25 protein-coding genes are annotated in these 23,793 nt (G+C 61.0%); 6 read left to right on the top strand and 19 right to left on the bottom strand.

Annotated elements, in window-relative coordinates; all coding sequences use genetic code 11:
* Positions 1 to 137: 137 nt before the first annotated feature.
* A complete protein-coding gene (gene gltA / locus FA04_RS06385) occupies positions 138 to 1,427 on the top strand; it encodes a citrate synthase (protein WP_034796688.1) in 1,290 nt (429 codons plus the stop codon).
* Positions 1,428 to 1,626: 199 nt separating this feature from the next.
* On the opposite strand, the gene lpxB is transcribed toward gltA, so the two are convergent.
* From lpxB to bamA, 6 genes are read right to left on the bottom strand one after another with little or no spacing between them, the layout of a single operon-like run.
* Positions 1,627 to 2,802, bottom strand: coding sequence for a lipid-A-disaccharide synthase (lpxB, locus tag FA04_RS06380; protein WP_034796692.1), 1,176 nt, complete (start codon positions 2,800 to 2,802; stop codon positions 1,627 to 1,629).
* Complete coding sequence (locus FA04_RS06375) at positions 2,799 to 3,686, bottom strand: LpxI family protein (RefSeq protein ID WP_034796693.1); 888 nt, start codon at positions 3,684 to 3,686, stop codon at positions 2,799 to 2,801. The genes lpxB and FA04_RS06375 overlap by 4 nt, the downstream gene beginning before the upstream one ends.
* Before the next feature lie 5 nt (positions 3,687 to 3,691).
* Positions 3,692 to 4,507, bottom strand: coding sequence for an acyl-ACP--UDP-N-acetylglucosamine O-acyltransferase (lpxA, locus tag FA04_RS06370; protein ID WP_034796694.1), 816 nt, complete (start codon positions 4,505 to 4,507; stop codon positions 3,692 to 3,694).
* A complete protein-coding gene (fabZ, locus tag FA04_RS06365) occupies positions 4,504 to 4,968 on the bottom strand; it encodes a 3-hydroxyacyl-ACP dehydratase FabZ (RefSeq protein WP_034796695.1) in 465 nt (154 codons plus the stop codon). The genes lpxA and fabZ overlap by 4 nt, the downstream gene beginning before the upstream one ends.
* Complete coding sequence (gene lpxD / locus FA04_RS06360) at positions 4,961 to 6,028, bottom strand: UDP-3-O-(3-hydroxymyristoyl)glucosamine N-acyltransferase (RefSeq protein WP_034796696.1); 1,068 nt, start codon at positions 6,026 to 6,028, stop codon at positions 4,961 to 4,963. Before lpxD ends, fabZ begins: the two co-directional genes overlap by 8 nt.
* Positions 6,029 to 6,074: 46 nt before the next feature.
* Positions 6,075 to 8,408 carry an outer membrane protein assembly factor BamA gene (bamA, locus tag FA04_RS06355; RefSeq protein ID WP_034796697.1) on the bottom strand — a complete coding sequence of 778 codons (2,334 nt, stop codon included), beginning with the start codon at positions 8,406 to 8,408 and terminating at the stop codon, positions 6,075 to 6,077.
* Between bamA and FA04_RS35575 the strand changes: the two genes are divergently transcribed.
* The gene (locus FA04_RS35575; protein WP_162251000.1) at positions 8,350 to 8,574 is read left to right on the top strand and encodes a hypothetical protein; all 225 of its coding nucleotides are present in this window, start codon (positions 8,350 to 8,352) and stop codon (positions 8,572 to 8,574) included. The genes bamA and FA04_RS35575 overlap by 59 nt on opposite strands.
* A gap of 84 nt (positions 8,575 to 8,658) precedes the next feature.
* Here the strand turns inward: FA04_RS35575 and rseP are convergent, their stop codons facing one another.
* The 8 genes from rseP to FA04_RS06315 all read right to left on the bottom strand — a co-directional run bounded on the left by rseP (position 8,659) and on the right by FA04_RS06315 (position 15,925).
* The gene (gene rseP, locus FA04_RS06350; RefSeq protein WP_034796698.1) at positions 8,659 to 9,792 is read right to left on the bottom strand and encodes an RIP metalloprotease RseP; all 1,134 of its coding nucleotides are present in this window, start codon (positions 9,790 to 9,792) and stop codon (positions 8,659 to 8,661) included.
* A gap of 31 nt (positions 9,793 to 9,823) precedes the next feature.
* Positions 9,824 to 10,657, bottom strand: a complete 834-nt coding sequence (locus FA04_RS06345; protein ID WP_034796700.1) for a phosphatidate cytidylyltransferase — start codon at positions 10,655 to 10,657, stop codon at positions 9,824 to 9,826.
* Positions 10,657 to 11,400, bottom strand: a complete 744-nt coding sequence (locus tag FA04_RS06340) for an isoprenyl transferase (RefSeq protein WP_034796702.1) — start codon at positions 11,398 to 11,400, stop codon at positions 10,657 to 10,659. The genes FA04_RS06345 and FA04_RS06340 overlap by 1 nt, the downstream gene beginning before the upstream one ends.
* Positions 11,401 to 11,442: 42 nt before the next feature.
* Positions 11,443 to 12,003 carry a ribosome recycling factor gene (frr, locus tag FA04_RS06335; protein WP_034796704.1) on the bottom strand — a complete coding sequence of 187 codons (561 nt, stop codon included), beginning with the start codon at positions 12,001 to 12,003 and terminating at the stop codon, positions 11,443 to 11,445.
* Between the two features lie 53 nt (positions 12,004 to 12,056).
* On the bottom strand, positions 12,057 to 12,779 hold the full coding sequence (pyrH, locus tag FA04_RS06330; RefSeq protein WP_034796706.1) for a UMP kinase: 723 nt from the start codon (positions 12,777 to 12,779) through the stop codon (positions 12,057 to 12,059).
* A 192-nt stretch (positions 12,780 to 12,971) separates the two neighbouring features.
* Positions 12,972 to 13,895: a translation elongation factor Ts gene (gene tsf / locus FA04_RS06325; RefSeq protein ID WP_034796708.1), complete on the bottom strand. Its 924-nt coding sequence runs from the start codon at positions 13,893 to 13,895 to the stop codon at positions 12,972 to 12,974.
* Positions 13,896 to 14,147: 252 nt separating this feature from the next.
* The gene (gene rpsB / locus FA04_RS06320; RefSeq protein WP_034796710.1) at positions 14,148 to 14,915 is read right to left on the bottom strand and encodes a 30S ribosomal protein S2; all 768 of its coding nucleotides are present in this window, start codon (positions 14,913 to 14,915) and stop codon (positions 14,148 to 14,150) included.
* A 182-nt stretch (positions 14,916 to 15,097) separates the two neighbouring features.
* Positions 15,098 to 15,925 carry a cell envelope integrity EipB family protein gene (locus FA04_RS06315; protein ID WP_034796712.1) on the bottom strand — a complete coding sequence of 276 codons (828 nt, stop codon included), beginning with the start codon at positions 15,923 to 15,925 and terminating at the stop codon, positions 15,098 to 15,100.
* A gap of 145 nt (positions 15,926 to 16,070) precedes the next feature.
* Between FA04_RS06315 and FA04_RS06310 the strand changes: the two genes are divergently transcribed.
* From FA04_RS06310 to FA04_RS06295, 4 genes are read left to right on the top strand one after another with little or no spacing between them, the layout of a single operon-like run.
* On the top strand, positions 16,071 to 16,538 hold the full coding sequence (locus FA04_RS06310; RefSeq protein WP_034796713.1) for a RidA family protein: 468 nt from the start codon (positions 16,071 to 16,073) through the stop codon (positions 16,536 to 16,538).
* A gap of 13 nt (positions 16,539 to 16,551) precedes the next feature.
* A complete protein-coding gene (locus tag FA04_RS06305) occupies positions 16,552 to 17,277 on the top strand; it encodes a glycerophosphodiester phosphodiesterase (RefSeq protein ID WP_034796716.1) in 726 nt (241 codons plus the stop codon).
* Between the two features lie 4 nt (positions 17,278 to 17,281).
* Positions 17,282 to 18,469 carry a GNAT family N-acetyltransferase gene (locus tag FA04_RS06300; protein ID WP_034796717.1) on the top strand — a complete coding sequence of 396 codons (1,188 nt, stop codon included), beginning with the start codon at positions 17,282 to 17,284 and terminating at the stop codon, positions 18,467 to 18,469.
* Between the two features lie 43 nt (positions 18,470 to 18,512).
* Positions 18,513 to 18,929, top strand: a complete 417-nt coding sequence (locus tag FA04_RS06295; RefSeq protein WP_034796718.1) for an HIT family protein — start codon at positions 18,513 to 18,515, stop codon at positions 18,927 to 18,929.
* A gap of 88 nt (positions 18,930 to 19,017) precedes the next feature.
* Here the strand turns inward: FA04_RS06295 and FA04_RS06290 are convergent, their stop codons facing one another.
* From FA04_RS06290 to FA04_RS06270, 5 genes are all read right to left on the bottom strand, one after another.
* Positions 19,018 to 19,362, bottom strand: a complete 345-nt coding sequence (locus FA04_RS06290) for an AzlD domain-containing protein (RefSeq protein WP_034796719.1) — start codon at positions 19,360 to 19,362, stop codon at positions 19,018 to 19,020.
* Positions 19,359 to 20,096: an AzlC family ABC transporter permease gene (locus FA04_RS06285; protein WP_034796721.1), complete on the bottom strand. Its 738-nt coding sequence runs from the start codon at positions 20,094 to 20,096 to the stop codon at positions 19,359 to 19,361. Before FA04_RS06285 ends, FA04_RS06290 begins: the two co-directional genes overlap by 4 nt.
* 195 nt (positions 20,097 to 20,291) lie before the next feature.
* Positions 20,292 to 22,808: an ATP-dependent Clp protease ATP-binding subunit ClpA gene (clpA, locus tag FA04_RS06280; protein WP_034796722.1), complete on the bottom strand. Its 2,517-nt coding sequence runs from the start codon at positions 22,806 to 22,808 to the stop codon at positions 20,292 to 20,294.
* A gap of 9 nt (positions 22,809 to 22,817) precedes the next feature.
* Complete coding sequence (clpS, locus tag FA04_RS06275; protein WP_034796732.1) at positions 22,818 to 23,171, bottom strand: ATP-dependent Clp protease adapter ClpS; 354 nt, start codon at positions 23,169 to 23,171, stop codon at positions 22,818 to 22,820.
* A 240-nt stretch (positions 23,172 to 23,411) separates the two neighbouring features.
* The gene (locus tag FA04_RS06270) at positions 23,412 to 23,768 is read right to left on the bottom strand and encodes a phasin family protein (RefSeq protein WP_034796735.1); all 357 of its coding nucleotides are present in this window, start codon (positions 23,766 to 23,768) and stop codon (positions 23,412 to 23,414) included.
* Positions 23,769 to 23,793: the final 25 nt, after the last annotated feature.

The raw sequence follows: 23,793 nt of genomic DNA, 5'->3' as shown, positions 1-23,793 counted from the left end.
CGCCATATGCACATTTTCGCATCGCACAATTTGCCTTTCGTACAGCTTGGCAGTCGAAAATAAATCATATAGCAAATTCGCAACGTTCATTGTCGTGGCACGTCTGTGTGCCACGTTGCCATAAGACGGAGGGTCCGATGACTGATAAAACCGCGGTTGTAACACTCGATGGAAAGTCGGCGGATCTTCCGGTGCGATCTGGGTCCATCGGCCCTGACGTCGTGGACATCGGCTCGCTCTACAAGCAGACAAAGATGTTCACCTACGACCCGGGCTTCACGTCGACGGCGTCGTGCGAATCCAAGATCACCTATATCGACGGCGACGAAGGCGTGCTGCTCCACCGCGGCTATCCGATCGAACAGCTCGCCGAGCACGGCGACTTCCTGGAAGTCTGCTACCTGCTGCTTTACGGCGAACTGCCGACGAAGGCGCAAAAGGCTGACTTCGACTATCGCGTCACGCACCACACCATGGTGCATGAGCAGATGTCGCGCTTCTTCACCGGCTTCCGCCGCGACGCACACCCGATGGCCGTCATGTGCGGCTGCGTCGGCGCGCTTTCTGCCTTCTACCACGACTCGACCGACATCACCGATCCGCACCAGCGCATGGTTGCGTCGCTGCGCATGATCGCCAAGATGCCGACGATTGCGGCCATGGCCTACAAGTACCACATCGGCCAGCCCTTCGTTTACCCGAAGAACGACCTCGACTACGCCTCGAACTTCCTGCGCATGTGCTTTGCCGTTCCCTGCGAAGAATATGTCGTCAACCCGGTTCTGTCGCGCGCCATGGACCGTATCTTCATCCTGCACGCCGACCACGAACAGAACGCTTCGACCTCGACGGTTCGCCTCGCCGGCTCGTCGGGTGCCAACCCGTTCGCCTGCATCGCGGCCGGCATCGCCTGCCTCTGGGGCCCGGCTCACGGCGGCGCCAACGAAGCGGCGCTCAACATGCTTGCCGAAATCGGCACGGCCGACCGTATTCCGGAATTCATCGCCCGCGCCAAGGACAAGAACGATCCGTTCCGCCTGATGGGCTTCGGTCACCGCGTCTACAAGAACTACGATCCGCGCGCCAAGATCATGCAGAAGACCACGCATGAAGTGCTCGCCGAACTCGGCCACAAGGACGATCCGCTTCTCGAAGTGGCGATGGAACTCGAACGCATCGCGCTCACCGACGAGTACTTCATCGAGAAGAAGCTCTACCCGAACATCGACTTCTACTCGGGCATCACGCTGAAGGCTCTCGGCTTCCCCACCACCATGTTCACCGTTCTCTTCGCGCTTGCCCGTACCGTCGGCTGGATCGCGCAGTGGAACGAGATGATCGAGGATCCGGAACAGCGCATCGGCCGTCCGCGCCAGCTCTATGTCGGCGCTCCGCAGCGCGACTACGTGCCGGTTTCCAAGCGCTAAGACTGACAAATCAGCAGAGACAACAAAGCCCGGTCAGCGATGACCGGGCTTTTGTTTTTGCAGGCTAGGATCGACGTTTCTGACCAGTTGTGGCCGGTCTCGCAATGGCGGCAACACAACGCCACCCTAGCGCACACTTTGCACCAGGCACCATCTTCAGAAGTATTGCGGCAATCGCGCGCTCGGGCGGCGCTAAGTCTTACGGCTTGCTCTTGTTGAGATAGCCAAGAACGATCTTGGCTGCCATCTCGCCCGGCGGATGATCGGTCGTCATGCGCTGCTGCACCAGCGCGTAACCGTCGAGCATCGAGGCCCGCTGCGCCGTTGCGCCCGAAAGCCGCTCCGTCCAGCGCGTCAAGGCCCCGGGGCGGATCGATTCGCCGAAATATTCCGGGACGATCGGGAAATCCGCGATCAGGTTCGGCAGTGCGCCACTCCAGATGCGGATGCGCTTGTGCAGGAACTTCACCAGGAAATCCGGCGCATAGGTTGAAACCACGGGCACGCCAGCCAAAGCGAGTTCCAGAATGACCGTACCCGAAGCAGCAATCGCCGCGTCGGCTCGATCGAAGGCCGCCCATTTGTCGGCCGCACCGACGGAAATTTCCGGCTGGATCGTCCAGGATGCGGTAATTTCCCGCACCAGCTTCTCCTGGCGCGGGACGGTCGGGAGCAGGAAGCGAATTCCCGGATGGCGGGCTTCGAGTTCCTCGACTGTCGCGCGGAAGATCGGCAGCAGGCGACCGACCTCGCTGGAGCGCGAGCCCGGCAATAGAAGGCATGTCTCAACACGCCCGTCCTTGGCGCCCGCAAGGCGCGGCTGGCGGCTTGCGCGAACGGCGAGCACATTGGCGTCGCTTGCAAGGCGATGGCCGACATAAGTGGTCGGGGGGCCTTGCAGCCGCTCCATCGCCTCCGGCTCGAACGGCAAGACGGCGAGCACGTGATCGACGTAGCCGCGCATGCGCGGTGCTCGCTCCGGCTTCCAGGCCCAGACGCTCGGGCAGACGTAGTTGATGACGGGCAGATCCGGCAATGCGGCGCGCACTTTTCGCGCCACGCGGTGGGTGAAATCCGGGCTATCAATGATCAGAAGCGCGTCGGGTCGGGCTGCGATGATCGCCTTTGCCGTTTGGCGAATACGCATGATCAGCTTCGGCAGACGGGCGAGCACCTGGGTGAAGCCCATGATCGACAGTTCGGAATAGTCGAACAACGAGCGAAGGCCCTCGGCCTCCAGCGCCTCGCCGCCGACCCCGACGAGTTCGACGTCGGAATGGCTTTGCGCCCGAAGCGCGCGGACGAGATCGGCACCCAGAAGGTCGCCGGAAACTTCACCCGCGATCACTGCGAGCTTGTAACGTGGCGCGTTCATCGTCTGATACCTCCGGACGTGCGCTCCACTCCGGCGACAAAAAGCCCCGCTTGATCGGCGACCTTGACCACTTCGCTACGTTCCAGCACCAGCGCCCGTCCGGCTTCGACGGCAACACCGGCAAGACCGGCCCGCTCGGCAAGCGCGATGGTGGACGGGCCGATCGACGGCAGATCCGCGCGCAGATCCTGTCCCGGCTTGCAAAGTTTGACGAGAACGCCGCGCCGGCGCGAAGAGACGCGGCCCTCCGCCTTCAAGACGGCGACGCGCTCCAGCATGGCGTCCGTGCCCTCGGCGCCCTCGAGCGCTACGACACGCCCGCCGACCGCAACCGCCCCCTGCCCCACGTCGAGCGCGCCGAGCGCGTTGGCCGCAGCGATGCCCGCTTCTATGTCGCGTTGGTCGTCACCGTCAGGGTTCACAGCACCGATGGGGCCCGATTCGGCCAGGAGATTGGGTACCACCTCGTGCACGCCGATGACGTGCGCGCCGCTTGCCTCGATCAGCTGCATCGCCATGCGCAGAACCGCATCGTCCCCGCCCGAGACCAAGGTCTTCAGCACTGACGGTATCTTTGCGAGGGTCCGCAACGTCGGGCGGATATCGCGCCACTCCGGCCGACGCCGAACCCACCCGGACAAGACGACGCGGTCGATGCCCTCTTCTTTGAATGTGCGGCTGATATTGGCGAAATCGCCGATCGCCAGAACCGAATGGTCAAAATCGACCCAATCGGATTCTTCCGCTTCACGCGTGAGCGCGATGATGTAGGGATCTTCGCCGCGTGCACGAACCGCTTCGGCGACGTGATGAGGCAGCGCGCCGCCACCAGCGATGATTGCGAGCCGGCCGCTGGTCGCCGCGCGGCTCGCAGCAGAAGACATCACGGTCAGGCCTTGCCGCGTTGCGGCGAAGATAGCGCGCGGTCGCTCTCGGCGCCGATGAAATCGAGGATTTCCATGACCGGCGCGCAATCCATATAGTCTTCGCGAATCGCTGCGGCATTGGCGCGGATCGATTCCGGCCCTTCGAAGATCTGCTTGTAGGCGCGGCGAACCACATGGATCGTTGCACGATCGATGCCAGCCCGGCTCATGCCGACGACATTCAGACCGCTCAGCAGGCCGGGATTGCCGTTGAGCATGCCATAGGGAATGACGTCGTAGCTGACAGCTGACAGACCGCCGACAAAGGCCTGACGGCCGACGCGGGTGAACTGGTGGACCGCACAGCCGCCGCCGAGAATGACGCGATCTTCGACCGTGACATGGCCCGCCAGCATCACATTGTTGGACAGGATGATGTTGCTGCCGAGGCGGCAATCATGCGCCACGTGCGAGTTGGCGAGAAAGAGATTGTTATCGCCGACGACCGTCTTACCGCCATGCTCGACGGTTCCGGTGTTCATCGTCACGCCTTCACGGATCGTGCAATTGGTGCCGATCAGAAGCTCGGTATCGACGGCGCTGTGGTGAACGCTCTGGGAATCACCGCCGACCACGGCGTTCGGGAAAATCTTCGTTCCCTTGCCGACGGTCGTCCGGCCGATCACCACGACATGGCTGAGAAGCTCGATATCGTCGCCCAGAACGACTTTCGGCCCGATGTAGCAAAACGGGCCGATCTTGACGTTCTCGCCGATCACAGCACCGCTCTCGACGATCGAGGACGGGTGGATCTTCGCAGATGCTGCAATCATGTTCAGGCGTCTTCCTTGCTGACTATCATCGCGCCGATATCAGCTTCTGCGACAAGTTGCCCGTCAACTTTTGCGTCACAGTGAAATTTCCAGATATTGCCGCGCTGCTTCTGCTTCACGACATGGAATTCGACGCGATCTCCGGGCACGACCGGCTTGCGGAAACGGGCATTGTCGATGGTCATGAAATAGACCAGGTTCGTGCCGGTTCCCACCTTGCGGGCGCAGATCGCGCCGGCGGTCTGCGCCATGCCCTCGACCAGCAGGACGCCCGGCATGATCGGCTGCTCCGGGAAGTGGCCGGTGAAATGCGGCTCGTTCGCCGAAACGTTCTTGATGCCGATCGCCGAATTGTCGCCGTCGATCTCGATGATGCGATCGACGAGCAGAAATGGGTAGCGATGGGGAAGCAGTTTCAGGATTTCCTGAATATCCGCCGTGCCGAGAACCGTTGCTGCTTCACTCATTCGCGCCGCCCTTCTTCTTTTTCTGTCTTTCCTCTGCCCGCATGGCCATTTCCGCAACGTCGCGCAGGAAATCACGCATCGGGCGCGCTGGAATACCGCCGTACCGTTCGCCGGCGGGAACATCAGCCGCCACGCCGCTCATGGCGGCGATCTGGACGCCATCACCAACCGTGATATGGCCATTGACGCCGCTGCCGCCGCCGATCATGACGCCATCGCCGATCTTTGTGCTGCCGGCGATGCCGACCCCGCTGACGATGCCGCAATAGCGACCAATGCGCACGTTGTGACCGATCTGAACGAGATTGTCGATCTTCGTACCCTCGCCGATCACTGTGTCATCCATCGTGCCACGGTCGATGGTCGTATTCGCGCCGATCTCGACATGATCCTGAATGATCACCCGTCCGACCTGAACGATCTTGATCATCCCGCCTTTCGGACCCGGCGCATAGCCGAAGCCGTCCTGACCGATGCGAGCGCCGGGGTGAATGATCACGCTGTTGCCGACGAGAGCGCAAAGCACGCTTGCACCTGCGGCAATCGTGCACTCGCGACCGATGCGCACGCCTGGGCCGATGACCGCGCCGGCCGCGATCCGCGTGCCGCGGCCGATCTCGGCGCCAGCACCAACCACAGCCGTCGGTTCGACCTCGACATCGTCTTCAAGCCGCGCGGTCGGATCCACGAACGCGCCAGGCGCGATGCCGCGCAGGCTCGTATTGCGAGCCGGACGCATCGCAATCTCGTGCAACAACGTGCCAGCAAGCGCAAAGGCCGTGTGCGGGCGCGCTGTCAAAAGGACGGGAATATGTGCAGGGACGAGAGACGAAATCGTCTTATCGCAAATGATCGCCGATGCCTCACACGTTTCGAGTTCGGCACGGCTCTTGCGAGACAACATATAGCAGACGTCCCCGGGCTTTGCCCGATAGACCGGCGCTACGGAGCGGACAGCACGGTCAGCGACCGCGACATCCACCAATTCCGCCCCAATTCGATCCGCCAGGTCGCCCAGGCGGATCCCATCGTGGGGCGGAAAAAACCAGTTCTGTTCCATGTACACTCCAGAACGATCTTTTCTGGCAGTTCTGGACTGCTTCTTATCAGAACGACGAGGAAATACCGAACTTCAAGTTCTGAACCTTGTCGAAATCTTCCTTGGCGATCGGCCATGCGTAGTCGACGCGCAGCGGACCGAAGGGTGAAGCCCAGATCAGACCAACACCGACCGATGCACGCAGCGACGAGTTGTTGCCCTGCACGGTCTCGCCCGGGGCCATCTGGACCTGGTTGCTGTAAAGCGTGCCGGCATCAGCGAAGACCGCACCGCGGAAGCCGCTGTCACGCGGGATACCCGGAAGCGGGAACGTCGCCTCGGCCGAAGCCGTGAAGTAGGTCGTACCGCCGAGCGCATCGCCCGTTGCCTTGTCCCGAGGACCAACACCGTTACGCTCGAAGCCACGGATGTCGCTGGTGCCGAGCTGGAACTGGTCGAAGACCTGCAGATCGCTACCGGTTTCGAAGATATGGCCGGCGCTACCGCCGAGCGAAGCGATGATGTCGGCTTCGTCGTTAACGGTGTAGTACCACTTGGCCTTACCGGTCATCTTGTAGAAGTCGGAGTCACCACCGAGGCCGGCGAATTCATGCGTGAAGGTCGCGAGAATGCCGTCATGCGGCAGCTGCGCATCGTCGAGCGTGTTGTAGGTGATCGACTGCGAGACCGACGAACGAACCCAATTGCCACCCTCGACCGCGCGAACGTACGGCGAAGAAAGCTTCGCGACGTTACCGCTATAGTCGAACTGCGTGAAATTGTAACGCAGCGTCGTCGACAGGTTCTCGGTGATCGGCGCGGTCACGCGCAGGCTGAAGCCCTGATCTTCGTAGCTATAGTTGTCGTCATCGAAGTCGTTTTCGTTCTTGAAGACGTCGAAGCCTGCAGCCAGACGGTAGCCAAGGAAATACGGCTCGGTGAACGAAACGTTGTACGTCCGGCTTTCGTCGCCACGACCAGCGGCGACGCGGATGTACTGACCGCGACCGAGGAAGTTCTTCTCTTCGATCGAAGCTTCGACGAGGAAGCCACCACCGCTACCGGCGGAGTAACCTGCACCGATACCGAACGAACCGGTCGACTGATCCTGTACGTCGACGATCACAACAACACGGTCAGCGGCGCTGCCCGGAGCGGTCGAAACGTTGACAGTCGAGAAGTAACCGAGAGCCTCGAGACGACGCTTGGCGCGCGCTACCATTTCCTGGTTGAAGGCGTCGCCTTCACCCATGTCGAACTCGCGACGGATAACGTAGTCGCGGGTACGGGTGTTGCCGCGGATTTCGATTCGCTCGACATAGGCGCGCTCGCCCTGGTCGACGAGGTAGTCGACGGCGATCGTGTGGTTGCCGAGATCGCGGTTGCCGCGAGGCGTGACGCGAGCGAACGGGTAGCCAGCCGAAGCGACGCGCTTCGAGATCTCGGTCATCGTCGCCTGAACGTCCTTGGCCTTGTAGACCGAACCCTGACGGCTGACGATAAGCCCCTTCAGTTCTTCGGCGTTGATGCCCTCAACGGTCGATTCGACGTTGACGGAACCAAAGTCGTAGCGCGGACCTTCTTCGACGGTGATCGTCACCGTGTATTCGTTGGTCGCTTCATTCAGGGTCGCATCCGAGGTAACGACCTGGAAGTCGGCGTAGCCGCGGTTGTAGTAGAACTGACGCAACAGTTCTTCGTCCGCGCGCAGCTTGTCGGGATTGTAGACGTCCTTCCGCGTAATGAAGGAGAAGATGCCCGATTCCTTCGTCGCGATGACCGACTGCAGGCGACCGTCGCTGTACGCTTCGTTGCCGACGAAGTTGATCTGAGAAATCTTGGTGCGCTCGCCTTCGTTGATGACGAACGCGAGGTTGACGCGACCTTCGGCCACAGGAACGACCTGCGTCGTCACCGTGACATCGCCACGACCGATCGCCGCATAGGCGTCCTTGATCGACTGAATGTCCGTCTCAACCGTCGCTTCGCTATAAGGACCGAGCGGCTGCGTGCGCACAACGCCCTGCAGCTTGTCGTCCTTGATCTTGCGGTTGCCGTTGAAGACGACCTGGTTGACGAGCTGATTCTCGCTGACGCTGACGACCAGCGTGCCGCCGGAAACGTTGATGCTGACGTCGGAGAAGTAGCCGGTCGCATACAGGCGCTTCACGGAAGCGTCGATGTCGGTGTTGTTGAAGCTCTTGCCCGGAACGATCGTGATGTTGGCGCGAACCGTCTCAGCGCTGACGCGCGTGGCGCCGCGCACTTCGACACGATTGATGACCGCAGCTTCTGCAACGGACGTGCCTGCGAGCAACCCAACACCAGCGCCGGAAACAACAATGCTTGTTGACAGCGCAGCCGCCGACACCGCGTTCAAAAACCTTGAACCAGCTTTCATGTTCAAATCTTACCTTTTCCAAACGTCGCGCGGCAGTTTCGTGCCGACTCCGGTCACGGTTGCCGTTTTAACCGCTTTTCCCATACAAGCAAGCCAGCTCGTTAATTTCTGTTTACTTCAATTCGAACCGTGGCTTAACGGCCACTACAGCTTCGATTTATCGTAAACAAAACCTTTCGTCGCAAGCCGTTGAAAACCAATCGTTCACAGTATCCGTCGAAATCCCCCTCGCCGTTTCCCCGGCCGAACGCTAGCCGAAGAACATCGATATGTCGTTCCAGGTGGCAAAGACCATGAGCATCAGCACCATGGCAAAACCGATCCGGTAGGCGACATCCTGCGCGGCCGGGCCCACCGGCCTTCCGCGCAAGGCCTCAACCGCATAGAACATCAAGTGGCCGCCATCAAGCACCGGAACGGGCATGAGGTTAAGCAATCCTATGGAAACAGACAGGATCGCGGCAATATTCAGCAAAAACGGAATTCCAAGCGTCGCCATCTGTCCCGAGACCTTGGCGACGCGGATCGGTCCGCCGATCTGATCCGCCTTCATCCGCCCGGTCACGACATTGGAGAGATAGTCGAAAGTACCGGTGACAACGTGCCAGCTTTGCAGGACGCCCTGCCCGACGGCCTCAATCGGACCATAGTTGACCGTGCGGAAATTGCCGGCTTCCTGATCGGTCAGGATACCGATGACGCCGATTTCCATCTTGTTGCCAAACTGATCCGTGAGCTCGGTACGCTGCGGCACCATGGACAGATCGAGCATCGCGCCGTTGCGTTCGATTCGGATCGAAATCGGCATTTCCGGGCGAACACTGACGTAGCGGCGAACGTCGTCGAAGGTGACGACCGGAGTGCCGTCGATCGAAATCAGACGGTCTCCCGGCACGACACCTGCTTGCGCAGCAGCACTGTTCTCATTCACCCGCGCAACCACCGGATCGGCGACCTGACGCCCGTAGACGGAAAACAGCACGGCAAAGATGGCGATGGCGAGAATGAAGTTTGCGATCGGTCCGGCGGCGACGGTTGCCGCACGCTTCCACAATTTGGCGCCGAGGAAGGTCTGACTGCGCTCTTCCGGCGCCAGCGCCTCCAGGCGCTTGTAGTCCGGCACGCTCGCCGCATCCTCGTCGCCGTAGAACTTGACGTAACCGCCAAGGGGAATCGCCGCCAGTTTCCACCGCGTTCCGTGCCGATCGGTCCAGCCGACGAGCTCAGGGCCAAAGCCGATCGAAAAAGCCAGAATGCGGATGCCCGACCAGCGGCCGACGAGGTAGTGGCCCATCTCGTGCACAAAGACCAGCAGCGTCAGCACCAGAAGAAATGGGACGACGTAGCCGGTCAGAATCTGAAGGGCATCAAGCAGATATGTCATGAACGTTCCTCAAGCACCCGCGGGCCTAAGCTCAAAGGCTATACAGGACGGATCCGAAAGCGATCTGGCGCCCATCGCTGACGAAATACTGAATCATGACCAGAATCAACGCCGCGACACACGCGAAAATCAACCCGTCGACCCGATCCATAACGCCGCCATGCCCCGGAATGAGACGGCTGGAATCCTTCACCCCAAAACGGCGCTTGATGAAGGATTCGAACAAGTCTCCCACTTGGCTGGCGACGGAAAGCACCAGCGCAATGATCGGAATGCGGAGATCTTGCAGTGAAAAATAAGCCATAAAGACGGCAACACCGGCAACGATGCCGCAAATTGTACCACCGATGGCACCCGACCATGTCTTGCCGGGCGATATGCGTGGCGCGAGCTTCGGTCCACCGATCGCGCGGCCGGTAAAATAGGCGAAGATGTCGGTCGCCCAGACGACGGCAAAGACGAACAGCGTCGCCATCAAGCCAAGATCGTCGGCGCCGCGAAGGGCCGCAAGCGAAATGCCGGTCAGCCCGGCATAGGCGATGCCGCCCGGCAGCCACCAACTGGTCTTCTGCAGAAATACCCAAAGGACAGTGAGAACTACAAAAGCGGCCAGGACCGGCAGGCTGTAGCCGATATAGCCGGTCACGATCAGGCCGGCGATGATCACGACGCCCAGCCAGCCAACGGCATTGCCTTGGAAATCCCGCTCCTGGAGGTCCGTGATCGTCGACCACTCATAATAGACGAGCAGCGCAATCAGCGCCGACAGCAACTGAAACGCCAAACCGCCGAACCAGGTCGCCGCCAGTGTCACCGCTGCGAGGACCACGCCCGAAGCGATACGAAGCTTAAGTTCAGTCTGCATCAGGAACCGACCGCCAACGTAGGCTCGGCGACGCCGCCGAAGCGGCGCTCGCGGCAGGCGTATTTTTCAAGCGCCGCCAGGAACGTTTCGCGCGTAAAGTCCGGCCACAACTCCGGAACGAAGATCAGTTCCGAATAGGCGCCCTGCCAAAGAAGGAAATTCGAGAGACGCTCTTCGCCGCTGGTGCGGATGATCAGGTCCGGATCGGGAATGTCCCACGTGTCCAGCATCGCCGCGATACGCTCGGGGTTGATGTCTTCCGGCCGCAAGCGTCCTTCGGCGACTTCCGTCGCCAGCCGCCGCATGGCTCGTGTCATTTCGTCCCGGGCGCCGTAATTGAAGGCAATGACGAGCGTAATCCCGGTATTTGCCCGCGTCGTTTCCTCCGCCTCCACCAGCAACGGTAGAATGTCGCCTCTGAGGTTGGAGCGGTCACCGATGACTCGGATGCGGACATTCTCGCGGTGCAGATCGGCAAGATCCCGGCGGATAAAGGTCTTGAGCAGCCCCATCAGATCGCTGACTTCCGCCGCCGGCCTGCTCCAGTTTTCCGAGGAAAAGGCAAAAAGCGTGAGGTAGCGGATCCCCAAGTCGCCCGCCGTCTTGACGGCGGCGCGAACGGTCTCGACACCCTTGCGGTGCCCCATCGTGCGCGGCAGACCACGCGCGTTCGCCCAACGCCCGTTGCCATCCATGATGATGGCAACATGTTCCGGAACGGTCGTGGAAGTGAGGTTTTGCATAAGGCGTCCGCGAAAGGAGACTCAGATCACGAGCAGAGCAGATCAGACCTGCATGATTTCCTTTTCCTTCTCGACGAGCAAGCGGTCGATATCGGAAATCGTTTCGTCGGTCATCTTTTGCACGCGCTCGGACTGAGAACGGCTGATATCCTGACCGATGTCGCCATCCTTTTCGGCTTTTTTCAGGTCGTCCATGCCGTCACGGCGCACGTGGCGCACGGCGACCTTCGCCTTTTCGGCGTAGTCATGTGCCACTTTGACGAGCGACTTGCGGCGCTCTTCGTTGAGTTCCGGCAGCGGAATGCGCAGGTTCTGGCCGTCGATGATCGGATTGAGGCCGAGGTTCGATTCGCGAATGCCGCGATCCACAGCGCCGACCATCTGCTTGTCCCAGACCGAGACGGACAGCATGCGCGGCTCGGGAACCGTGATGTTCGCCACCTGGTTGAGCGGCACGCGTGAGCCATAGGCTTCGACGGTCACCGGATCGAGAACGTTCGCCGACGCGCGGCCGGTACGGAGCGACGCGATATCGCTCTTGAATGCGGAAATGGCGCCATCCATGCGACGCTTCAGTTCCTTCAGGTCAACACCTTCACTCATGGTCGAAACTCCCGTTCTATCATTCGCCGGCCCGAGGGCCGTTCTGCAGCTTCTTAATTGTCTGTGACGATGGTCGCGCGACCGCCGCCGGTCAATATTTCCGCAAAGCCACCCTTCTCATGAATGGAGAAGACAACGATCGGAATGGCATTTTCGCGTGCAAGCGCGACGGCGGCAACATCCATGACGGCAAGCCCCTTCTCGAGGACTTCGCTGTGCGTCAGGCGGTCGAAGCGGGTCGCGTCCGGATCCTTCTTCGGGTCGGCGGAATAGATGCCATCGACCTGGGTGCCCTTGAAGATCGCCTGCGCGCCCATTTCGGCGGCGCGAAGGGCGGCGGCAGAGTCGGTCGTGAAGAAGGGATTGCCCGTGCCGCCGGCGAAGATCACGACGCGGCCGAGGGAAAGATGGTAGAGCGTTGCGCGCTGCGAGAAGCTCTCGCAGATTTCCGGCATCGCGATTGCCGAAAGCACGACCGTATCGATGTCGAGCTTGCGCAGCGACGTTGCGAGCGCCAGCGCGTTGATGACGGTTGCCAGCATGCCCATGTGGTCGCCGGTTACCCGGTCGCCGCCCTTGGAAGCGACGGCCACGCCGCGGAAGATGTTGCCGCCGCCGACAACCACGCCCACTTCGACGCCCATGGCGCGCGCTTCGGCGATATCTGCGGCGATCCGGTCAGCGACCGCCACATCGATGCCGAAGCCCTGGCTGCCCATGAGAGCTTCACCGGAGGCTTTGAGTAGAACGCGTTTGTAGAGTGGCTCGGCCGGCATCATCGCTCCTGAACAGATCGGCGCGCGTGCGCACGATGGCGGCGCACAGCGCATAAGGACACATTGCGCACCATGGTTTCAACCGCAACGGCGTATTTTCCGGCGGGTCCAGCGCATTGACGAAGCCGGATACACGAAGGGCACCGCGTTGTCACGCGATGCCCCAAGGTTTTCCCAATATGGGTGAAGAAATCAGCCCTTGGCGACGGCTGCAACTTCTGCAGCGAAGTCGGACTCTTCCTTCTCGACACCTTCGCCGAGCAGCAGGCGAGCCATGCCGGTGACTTCGATCGGTGCGCCAGCGAGCTTTTCAGCGTCCTTGACGGCCTGACCGACGGTGATTTCCGGGTTCATGACGAAGGCCTGCGACAGCAGAGCGACTTCTTCGAAGAACTTGCGCATGCGGCCTTCGACCATCTTTTCGATGATGTTGTCCGGCTTGCCCGAAGCGCGCGACTGTTCGATGAAGACGTTGCGTTCGCGCTCGGCAACAGCGGCGTCGACTTCGTCCGCACGGATCGCGAGCGGGTTGGTCGCAGCGATGTGCATGGCGATCTGACGGCCAACCGAGAAGAGAACTTCCTTGTCGCCGATCGACTTCAGGGCGACGAGAACACCGAGCTTGCCGATGCCGTCGCCGGCAGCGTTGTGGATGTAGGTGGCGACAACACCGTCTTCGACCTTGAGCAGGGCTGCGCGGCGAAGCGTCATGTTCTCGCCGATGGTGGCGATCGCGTCCTTGATGGTCTCGTCGACCGACTTGCCGGTTGCCGGGTAGTTTGCAGCCGCGATGGCTTCAACCGAGCCGTCGGTGGTCAGCGCTACGTTGGCAACGCCGCGGACGAGTTCCTGGAAGGCTTCGTTGCGGGCAACGAAATCGGTCTCGGAGTTGATTTCGACGACGACAGCCTTGACGCCACCGCTGACAATACCGATGAGGCCTTCAGCAGCCGTGCGGCCCGACTTCTTGTCGGCCTTGGCGATGCCCTTGGCGCGCAGCCAGTCGATCGCAGCTTCCATGTCGCCGTTGGTTTCGGCGAGCGCCTTCTTGCAGTCCATCATGCCTGCGCCGGTCTTTTCGCGCAGTTCCTTCACCATTGCTGCAGTTACACTCATCTTATTGCCTCTTTGTCTGTTTGGTTGGCGCGCTGCCCTTAAGGGCGCGGTACCAGGAGGTGTGGCAGGGAATGGCTTTTCAATGTGACACCGTGATGACTGAACCATCACGGGGTTGCTCGGCTCCAAAGATCCGAACGGATCAGCGCCATCCCCGGCTGAAAAGAACAAGGCCGTTCAGATTTTCATCACAAACGGCCTTGTCCCGACATTTCATTGGGGGCGGCAGGCTCACCTGCCGCCAAGGCCCGATCAGGCGTCGGAGGCCTCGTCGAGCGCCGGCTCGACCGGAGCTTCGGCAGATGCACCGAGGTCACGGCCCGATGCGCCCTGCTGACGTGCGATGCCGTCGATGGCAGCGCGTGCAATGAGGTCGCAGTAGAGAGCGATGGCGCGCGAAGCGTCGTCGTTGCCCGGGATCGGATAGTCGATCTGGTCCGGATCGCAGTTCGAGTCGATGACTGCGACAACCGGGATGCCGAGGCGCTTGGCTTCGTCGATCGCGATCGATTCCTTGTTGGTGTCGATGATGAACATCAGGTCCGGCGTGCCGCCCATGTCGCGGATACCGCCGAGAGCGCGGTTCAGCTTTTCGCGTTCGCGCTCGAGGTTCAGGCGTTCCTTCTTGGTGAAGCCCGAAGCTTCCGAAGAGAGGATTTCGTCGAGCTTGCGCAGGCGCTGGATCGAGTTCGAAATCGTCTTCCAGTTGGTCATCATGCCGCCGAGCCAGCGAGCGTTGACGTAGTACTGGGCCGAACGCTTGGCAGCGTCAGCGATGATTTCGGACGCCTGGCGCTTGGTGCCGACGAACAGAACGCGGCCGCCATTGGCAACGGTGTCGCTGACGATCTGCAGGGCGCGCGACAGCATTGGCACGGTCTGTGCGAGGTCGATGATGTGAACGTTGTTGCGATCGCCGAAAATGTACGGCTTCATCTTCGGGTTCCAGCGGTGCGTCTGGTGGCCGAAGTGAACGCCAGCTTCCAGAAGCTGACGCATGCTAAAATCAGGCAATGCCATGCCTTTTCTCCTTTTCCGGTTGAACCTCCGCGAAGCGTCGAGCATGTCTTTCGACCGGCCCACCGGCGGAACGATCCGGATTTCTCCCGGAACATCCCAAGCTTCACGTGTGGAATGGGCAGCCCCTTAACGGCAACCGCCCGAGAAATCAAGCCGCAAACGCCGCTTTTTACCGCAATCGGCTATTTGCAGTCCTCGGATTTGAACACTTCGAGGTCCGCAAGCTTGCCGCTCAGGACGAAATCGCCGTAGTCCATCGTCAGGTCGCGGGTAATCCCGTTCTCGTAGAGCTTGAACGACATACGGTAGATCGGCAGCGCGTCGCCGCTCTTGTCATCGTTGAAATAGGAGATGGTCACCGGCCAGTAATTGTCGCCGCTGAGCTTGCCCGCCTTGCCGGCATCCGGCTCATCCGCCGTGGGTTTGCGCGATTTGCCGACGAAGGTCGAGGTGATCAAGGTCTTGTCACCCGAGTCGGAGCCGTCGAAGATGCGCGCCTCAAAGAGGCTCTCGCCTTTCTTCGCTCGCGAGATCACCTCCATCATGTGCGCCGTCGGAAACCGGCTCGCCGCAAGCTCGATTTCGCGCTTGTCCGGCGCGGTCAGCTCGACCTTAACGCCCGCTTTTTCCTCATGCGCCGTACCGCGCACTTCCTTGTCCAGCTTCTCATCGGTGAAGGAGCGGGTCAGGAAGCGGAAATTGCCATTCTTTAGATCTTCATAGGTGGTCGTCTGCTGATCGGTCAGGCGCACTTCCTCGCCGGTATCGACCTGGGTGACGAAACGGAAGCTGACGGTATAGCCCGCGCAGGCCGAGCCATTGAACTCGTAGACCATGCGACCATACATTCCGGCAATGCCCGAACGATCCGATGCATCCTTGAGTTCGAGATCATAGACGGCGCGGTGCGGCACAAGGGCGTTTGCGTGTGCCGCCGTGGCGCCCGATACTGTCATGACGGCGAAACAGGCGCTGCCCAAAGTGACGAGACCGAAGCCTTTATGAAACATCCGTTTCCTCCTGTTGGACTCGCCGGCAATGCTATAAACAAGCGTTCGGCAGAAGCGAGGCGGCGTTCGCAGGAAAAAGCCGGTGCCCGCCGCGATCCGGCCTGAATGCAGGATTTTAACACAAAAGACAACAATGGAGCTTTCCATGTCGGCAGAGATCGAAGCGCGCCTCAAGGACCTCGGCGTCACACTTCCCCAGGCTGCGACCCCGGTTGCAAACTACGTGCCCTACGTCATCAGCGGCTCGATGCTCTACATCTCCGGACAGCTTCCGATGGAAGACGGCAAGGTCGCTGTGACCGGCATCGTCGGCAAGGATGTGGACGTGGCCCGCGCACAACGCGCCGCCGAACTCTGCTCGATCAACATCCTCGCCCAGGCCAAGGCAGCACTCGGCGGCGATCTCGGTCGCATCCGACGCCTGGTGAAGATCAACGGCTTCGTCGCCTCGACACCGGAATTCGTCGAGCAGCATCTGGTCATCAACGGCGCATCCAATCTGCTTGCGACCGTGCTCGGTGAAGCCGGCAAGCATGCGCGTGCCGCCGTCGGCATGGCTTCCCTTCCCTTCAATGCCGCCGTCGAGATCGACGCCGTCATCGAAGTCGCCTGACAGAGTGCCCGGCATGGCTGATATTTCCTGGCTGAAGGCCCAACCGATTGCCCATCGCGGCTATCACGACATGAACAAGCAGGTGTGGGAGAATACGCTTTCGGCCTTCTCCCGCGCCGTCGACGCCGGTTTCGCGATCGAATGCGATCTGCAGTATACCGCCGACAGCATTCCGGTCGTCTTCCACGATGACGACACCCAGCGCCTGTGCGGGATCAAGGGCGACGTTCGCTCGCGCACCGCCGGCGAACTCGGCCTGATGGCGATCGGCGGCACGAAGGACAAGGTGCCGACGTTGACGCAGATGCTGCGCTTGGTTGCCGGCAAGGTGCCGCTCGTCATCGAGCTCAAGGGCCGCAAGGGCGACGACGAGGGCTTTGCCGCCGCCGTGCTCGAAACGCTCGAAGGCTACAAGGGCCACGTTGCGCTGATGAGCTTCGATCACTGGCTGCTCAAGGACCTGAAGGCGCTCGACGCGCCCTACCCGCTGGGCCTCACCGCGGAAGGTGCCAATCCGGAGACCTTCTTCGTGCATGAGGAAGCGATGCAGCTCGGGCTCGATTTCATCTCCTACCACTACGGCCACCTGCCGAACTCGTTCATCACCAAGGAACGGACGCTCGGCAAGACGATCATCACCTGGACCGTGCGCGACCGGCAGGCCGAAGCCTACACGTTTGCCCATGCGGATCAGATGACCTTCGAGGGTTTCGACCCGCGGGAGGCCCTGGTTTCCTAAAGTAATGTCAGACGCCGTCACCCTCCGCATCGCGCAATCCTTCACCGATATACCGGCGGCACGCTGGAATGTGCTGTCCGGTGCATCGAAGGCGTTTCCTGGCGGCGTCTACAATCCCTTCCTCTCGCATGCCTATCTCTCGGCGCTCGAAGAGTCCGGGTCGGCGACGGCCAAGACCGGCTGGCTCGGCCAGCATCTGTTGCTTGAAGGCGGCGACGGGCAATTGCGCGGCGGCCTCGTCTGCTACCTGAAGAGCCACAGCCAGGGCGAATACGTTTTCGACCACGGCTGGGCAGACGCCTTCGAGCGCGCCGGCGGCCGCTACTATCCGAAACTGCAAAGTTCCATCCCCTTCACGCCTGCGACCGGACCACGGCTGCTTTCGGCACCGGACGAAAATACGAACGCCGTTCAGGATGCGCTTGCCGCGGGCCTGAAAGAGCTTGCCCGCAGACACGATGTCTCTTCGGCACATGTGACTTTCGCGCCCGAAGCCGAGATCCCTGCGCTTGAGCGCGCCGGGTTCCTGCACCGCACAGACCAGCAGTTCCACTTCACCAATGAAGGCTATGGCTCCCACGCCGATTTTCTGGAGACCCTTGCCTCACGCAAACGCAAGGCGCTGAAGAAGGAGCGCAGGGCTGCGCTCGAAAACGGCATTTCGATCGACTGGCTGACCGGCAGCGACCTGACGGAATCGATCTGGGACGAGTTCTTCGCCTTCTACATGGACACCGGCGGACGCAAATGGGGCCGCCCCTATCTGACGCGCGCGTTCTATTCGCTCATTGGCGAGCGCATGGCCGACGATATCCTGCTGGTGATGGCACGCCGCAACGGCCGCTACATCGCCGGCGCGATCAACTTCATCGGCGGCGATGCGCTCTACGGTCGCCACTGGGGCTGCATCGAGGATCACCCGTTCCTGCATTTCGAAGTCTGCTATCACCAGGCGATCGATTTCGCGATCGCCAAGGGGCTGAAACGGGTCGAGGCTGGCGCCCAGGGCGAACACAAGCTTGCGCGCGGCTACATGCCCGTCACCACCCATTCCGCCCATTTCATCACACATCCGGGACTTGCCCGCGCCGTCGGCGACTATCTTCAGCGCGAGCGCAGGGATGTGGAGGAAACGGGCGAGTTTCTTGCCGAGCACGGACCTTTCCGAAAGGGTGAACGGCAGGACGACTGACCCCCTTTTCGTGAAGGCCGGCTTCATTACACGAGGAAGAACAATGAGCTACGACGACAACAACATTTTCGCCAAGATCCTGCGCGGCGAAATTCCCTCGCACCGCGTCTACGAGGACGACGCGACGATCGCCTTCATGGATGTCATGCCGCAGGCAGAAGGCCATCTGCTCGTGGTGCCGAAATCCCCTTCGCGCAACCTGCTCGACGCCGATGCAGCAACGCTGCCGGCGCTGATTGCCACCGTACAGAAGCTGGCCGTTGCCGCCAAGGAAGCTTTCGACGCCGATGGTGTGACGATCATGCAGTTCAACGAAGCACCGGCCGGACAATCGGTCTTCCACCTGCACTTCCACGTCATTCCGCGGCAAGCAGGCGTGCCGCTGAAGCCGCATTCCGGCACGATGGAAGACGGCGCCGTTCTGGCTGCCAATGCCGAAAAGGTTCGGCAGGCGCTCTGATCGCGCTCATACTATCCGCGCAGGAGCCAGGGAGCCGGCGACGCGCCGGCTCTTTAACCGACGGTCAGGTGAAAGCACCTCACCCGGCCTAAAAACCCAACCACCACAGGCCCAGCGCCAACGCGGCAATCGCTGACGCGATCCCGATCGCCGGCTTTCTTCCGAACAGGAAGAAGGCGGCCGCCCCGAGCGCGACGGCACCTGCGCGCAGCCAGAGCGGAGATTGTTCGAGTACGCCGGTCGGATAGAGGATAAGCTTTGCGATGACCGCTGCGACCAGCGCGGTGGCAACCGCCCTCACCCAGTTCAGCGCCTCGGAATCATCGCGCAGCCTGTTGCCTGTGATGACGCCCAACCAGCGCCAGATGTCGGTCGCCAGCCAGCCGGCAATCGCGATGAAGACATAGGCCCACCAACCATCCTGCCAGGTCATCCTCTCACCTCCTTGCGACGGCGCCAGAGGCGCTCGATGAGCCAGGCAAGCGTACCGCCGACGAGGCCGGCGAGCAGGATGTCGAATTCCGGAAACAGCCAGTAGAACAGCGGCCCGCCTGCAAGACCGAAGAGCAACGCCACATAGACGACGGGATGGCGCGCCGAATGCCAGATCGAGGCGAGAAAGTAGACCGGCGTCAGGAAGAAAAGGCAGCCGGCAACGATCGGCGGGAAATCGGCGACGAAGTGGTAGACGACAGCGACGAGCAGCATGTTTGCCGCCACCAGCGTGATGCCGAAGCCCGCGAAAAAGGCGACGCGCCGCTCGCGCGGCACGTGCGGCACCTTCTCCATCGCGAAAACCCAGGCGGTGATCGCGACGAAATGCGACAGGAAGAGCAGAAGCCAAGTCGGCGTGCGCGACCCGCGCAGCTCCGGTATCAGCGCGGCGACCATCGGCATCAGCCGTACGGACGACAGCGAGACCGCGAGGAACGCGGTCGCGAGCCCGGCTCCGCTCATCATCGAACTGACGAGAATGACCTTGGCCGGAAGCGCCCAGACCATGCCGACCATGAAGACCACCTGCTCGACCGGGATGCCGGCCTGAGCCGTCAGCGAACAGAAGCCGACAAAGGACAACATCAGAATGAAGGCCGGCAGGCTGAAAATGCCGCGCATGCCTTTCCCGAACCAGGCGAGCGAAGATTGCTCGTCTTCTTCTCTCTTCATCGGCGATTCCGGATTGTTTTCAACTCGACTACGACCACCCCGGATCGAATCGTCCGGGATAAGCATGACCGAATATAGGCTATCAGACCGGCACGCGGACGAAAAACCACGCAGGCTCTTCTCATTTCGTTTTTAAAGAAAAACGGTGCCGGATGGTTTGCATCCAGCACCGTCGAACGTGTCTTGCGGGGGGAGCTACTTCTTGCGCGGCACCTTCGGCACCGTGCGGCCCTTTCTTGGAGCCGCGTCGCCCGCCCCGGCCTCGTCATCCGTTGACGCCTTGGCGGCAGCCTTCTTCGGCTTGGACTTCGGCGCAGGCTCGGCGCCCACCTCTTCCTTGTCCTCGGCCTTTTTCGGCTTGGCGGCCTTCATCGCCGGGCGGGATACTTCCGCCTTCGGCTTGATTGGCGTCGTCTCAGGAACGGCATCGAGCAGCAGGCCCTTGGTGCCATCGGCCTTCGTGCCGATCGTCACCTTGACGACACCGCCCTTCTTCAGCTTGCCGAAGAGGATTTCATCGGCGAGCGGCTTCTTGATGTTTTCCTGGATGACACGCGACAGCGGTCGCGCGCCCATCTTCTCGTCGTAGCCCTTTTCGGCAAGCCAGGCGATCGCCTCCGGCGCGAGGTCGAAGGTGACGTTGCGCTCGGCAAGCTGGGTTTCAAGCTGCATGACGAACTTCTGAACCACCTGGTGGATAACCGGTGTCGGCAGCGAAGCAAACGGAATGACCGCATCCAGACGGTTGCGGAATTCCGGCGTGAACAGGCGGTTCAGCGCCTCTTCGTCTTCGCCCGTACGCTTGGAAGAACCGAAGCCGATGGCGGCCCGGGCCATTTCCGATGCGCCGGCATTGGTCGTCATGATCAGGATGACGTTGCGGAAGTCGATCTTCTTGCCGTTGTGATCCGTCAGCGAGCCATGGTCCATGACCTGCAGCAGGATGTTGAACAGGTCCGGATGCGCCTTCTCGATCTCGTCGAGCAGCAGCACGCAATGCGGGTGCTGATCGACGCCATCGGTCAAGAGGCCGCCCTGGTCGAAGCCGACATAGCCGGGAGGTGCACCGAGCAGGCGCGAAACCGTATGCCGCTCCATGTATTCCGACATGTCGAAGCGCAGGAGCTCGACGCCGAGCGAGGTCGCAAGCTGCTTGGCGACTTCCGTCTTGCCGACGCCGGTCGGGCCGGAGAAGACGTAGCAGCCGATCGGCTTGTTCGGTTCGCGCAGGCCGGCACGCGCCAGCTTGATCGACGAAGCGAGCGCCTCGATCGCCAGGTCCTGGCCGTAGACGACCGAGCGCAGCTCTCGCTCGAGATTGGCAAGCACGGCCTCGTCGTCCTTGGAGACGGTCTTCGGCGGGATGCGCGCCATCGTCGCGATCGTCGCCTCGATCTCCTTCTCGGTGATCAGCTTGCGGCGCTTGCTGGCGGGCAGAAGCATCTGTGCGGCACCGGATTCATCGATCACGTCGATCGCCTTGTCCGGCAGCTTGCGGTCGTTGATGTAGCGGGCCGAAAGCTCGACCGCGGCCTTGATCGCCTCGTTCGAGTATTTCAGGTGATGATATTCCTCGTAATAAGGCTTCAGCCCCTTCATGATCTCGATCGCGTCGGCAATCGTCGGCTCGTTCACGTCGATCTTCTGGAAACGGCGGACCAGCGCCCGATCCTTCTCGAAGAACTGGCGGTATTCCTTGTAGGTGGTCGAACCGATGCAGCGGATCGCGCCGGAGGAAAGCGCCGGCTTCAAAAGGTTGGATGCATCCATCGCGCCGCCGGACGTAGCTCCGGCGCCGATGACCGTATGGATCTCGTCGATGAAGAGCACGGCGCCCGGATAGTCCTCGAGCTCCTTGACGACCTGCTTCAACCGTTCTTCGAAATCGCCACGGTAGCGCGTGCCAGCAAGAAGCGTGCCCATGTCGAGCGAGAAGATCGTCGCATCCTGCAACGCTTCCGGCACCTTCTTTTCGATGATGCGCTTGGCAAGGCCTTCGGCGATCGCCGTCTTGCCGACGCCGGGGTCCCCGACATAGAGCGGATTGTTCTTCGAGCGGCGGCACAGCACCTGGATGGTGCGGTTCACCTCGGCGTGACGGCCGATCAGCGGGTCGATCTTGCCGGATTTCGCCTTCTCATTGAGGTTGACGCAATAGGCGGTCAGCGCGTCCTGCTGCTTCTTGGCGCTGGCCTCTTCGTTGTCGCGCGCGGGCTTCTGCTCGCTCTCATGATCGTCAGAGCCACGCACAGGACGGGACTCAGAGCTGCCGGGCCGCTTGCCGATGCCGTGCGAAATGAAGTTGACCGCGTCGTAGCGGGTCATCTCCTGCTCCTGCAGGAAATAGGCTGCGTGACTTTCGCGCTCGGCGAAGATCGCGACCAGCACGTTGGCGCCGGTCACTTCCTCGCGGCCGGACGATTGCACGTGGATCACCGCCCGCTGGATCACGCGCTGGAACCCGGCCGTCGGCTTGGAATCTTCGTCGTAGCCGGTCACCAGGTTCGACAGTTCGTTGTCGACGTAATCGGTTACGGTCTTGCGCAGCGTCTCAAGATTGACGTTGCAGGCGCCCATCACGGCCGCCGCGTCGGCATCGTCGATCAATGCCAGAAGCAGATGCTCGAGCGTAGCGTATTCGTGGTGGCGCTCGTTGGCAAAAGTCAGTGCCTGGTGCAGCGCCTTTTCGAGGCTGGGCGAAAATGTTGGCACGTTAGTTCCTCATTTCTTTTCCATGACGCATTGCAACGGATGCTGATGCTGCCGGGCGAAGTCCATCACCTGCGTCACCTTGGTTTCGGCGACCTCATAGGTGAAGACGCCGCACTCTCCCACACCGTGATTGTGGACGTGGAGCATGATGCGGGTCGCCTCTTCCGGGTTCTTTTGAAAGAAGCGCTCCAGAATATGGATGACAAATTCCATCGGCGTGTAATCGTCATTCAAAAGCAGAACGCGATACAAACTCGGCTTTTTGGTCTTCGGCTTGGTACGCGTGATGACGGACGTGATGCGGTTGTTGCCGTTCCCCTCATCATCGCTACCTTGCTGCATCCGGACCGGCATGGCGATCATTCTTGTCAGTTCCTTGTACAGTAGCGACCCATCGAACTCGGCCGCAGCCTGCTTGCCCTTTATCTAATGGTTCGTTTTCAGATTTTAAGACCGAACCAACACACTGCAATCATAATCGCACGTTGACCGGCAAGATTGATCAACTTTCTTTGGGCTGCGCACAGCTTATGCGAAAAACAAAAAGGCCGGTCGCAAGCGCTGCGACCGGCCTTTTTATTGAGAAATTGTTTTAGCCGGTGATCAGGCTGCTGCAGCGGCGGCCTTGACTGCTGCCGTTGCCTTGGCAACCGGCGCTTCGTAGGGCTTGTAGGCGTCCTTGGCGAGGTCGGCATACATTTCGCCGATCTTCGTTGCTTCGGCGACAAAGCCTTCGTAGCTCGACTTCACGAAGTTGGTCTGCAGTTCGAAAGCAGCCTCGACGCTCTTGACGCTCGTCAGCTTTTCGACATGCGCGACGCTGTCCTCGAAGGACTTCTTCGAAAAGTCGGCAGCTTCGGTCGCGATAGCCTGGAGACCCTTGGTCCAAGCGGAATAGCTCTTCACAGCCACATCAATGGCTTCCTTGCTCTTCTTGTTTGCATCGTCGAAGTTGAACATCCGGTGTCTCCTTGGTGACGGCCTG

This window comes from Ensifer adhaerens, assembly GCF_000697965.2.
In the GTDB taxonomy this organism is placed as follows: domain Bacteria; phylum Pseudomonadota; class Alphaproteobacteria; order Rhizobiales; family Rhizobiaceae; genus Ensifer; species Ensifer adhaerens.
The sequence above is the reverse complement of the archived record's forward strand: the minus strand, read 5'-3'. Positions and strand labels throughout refer to the sequence as shown.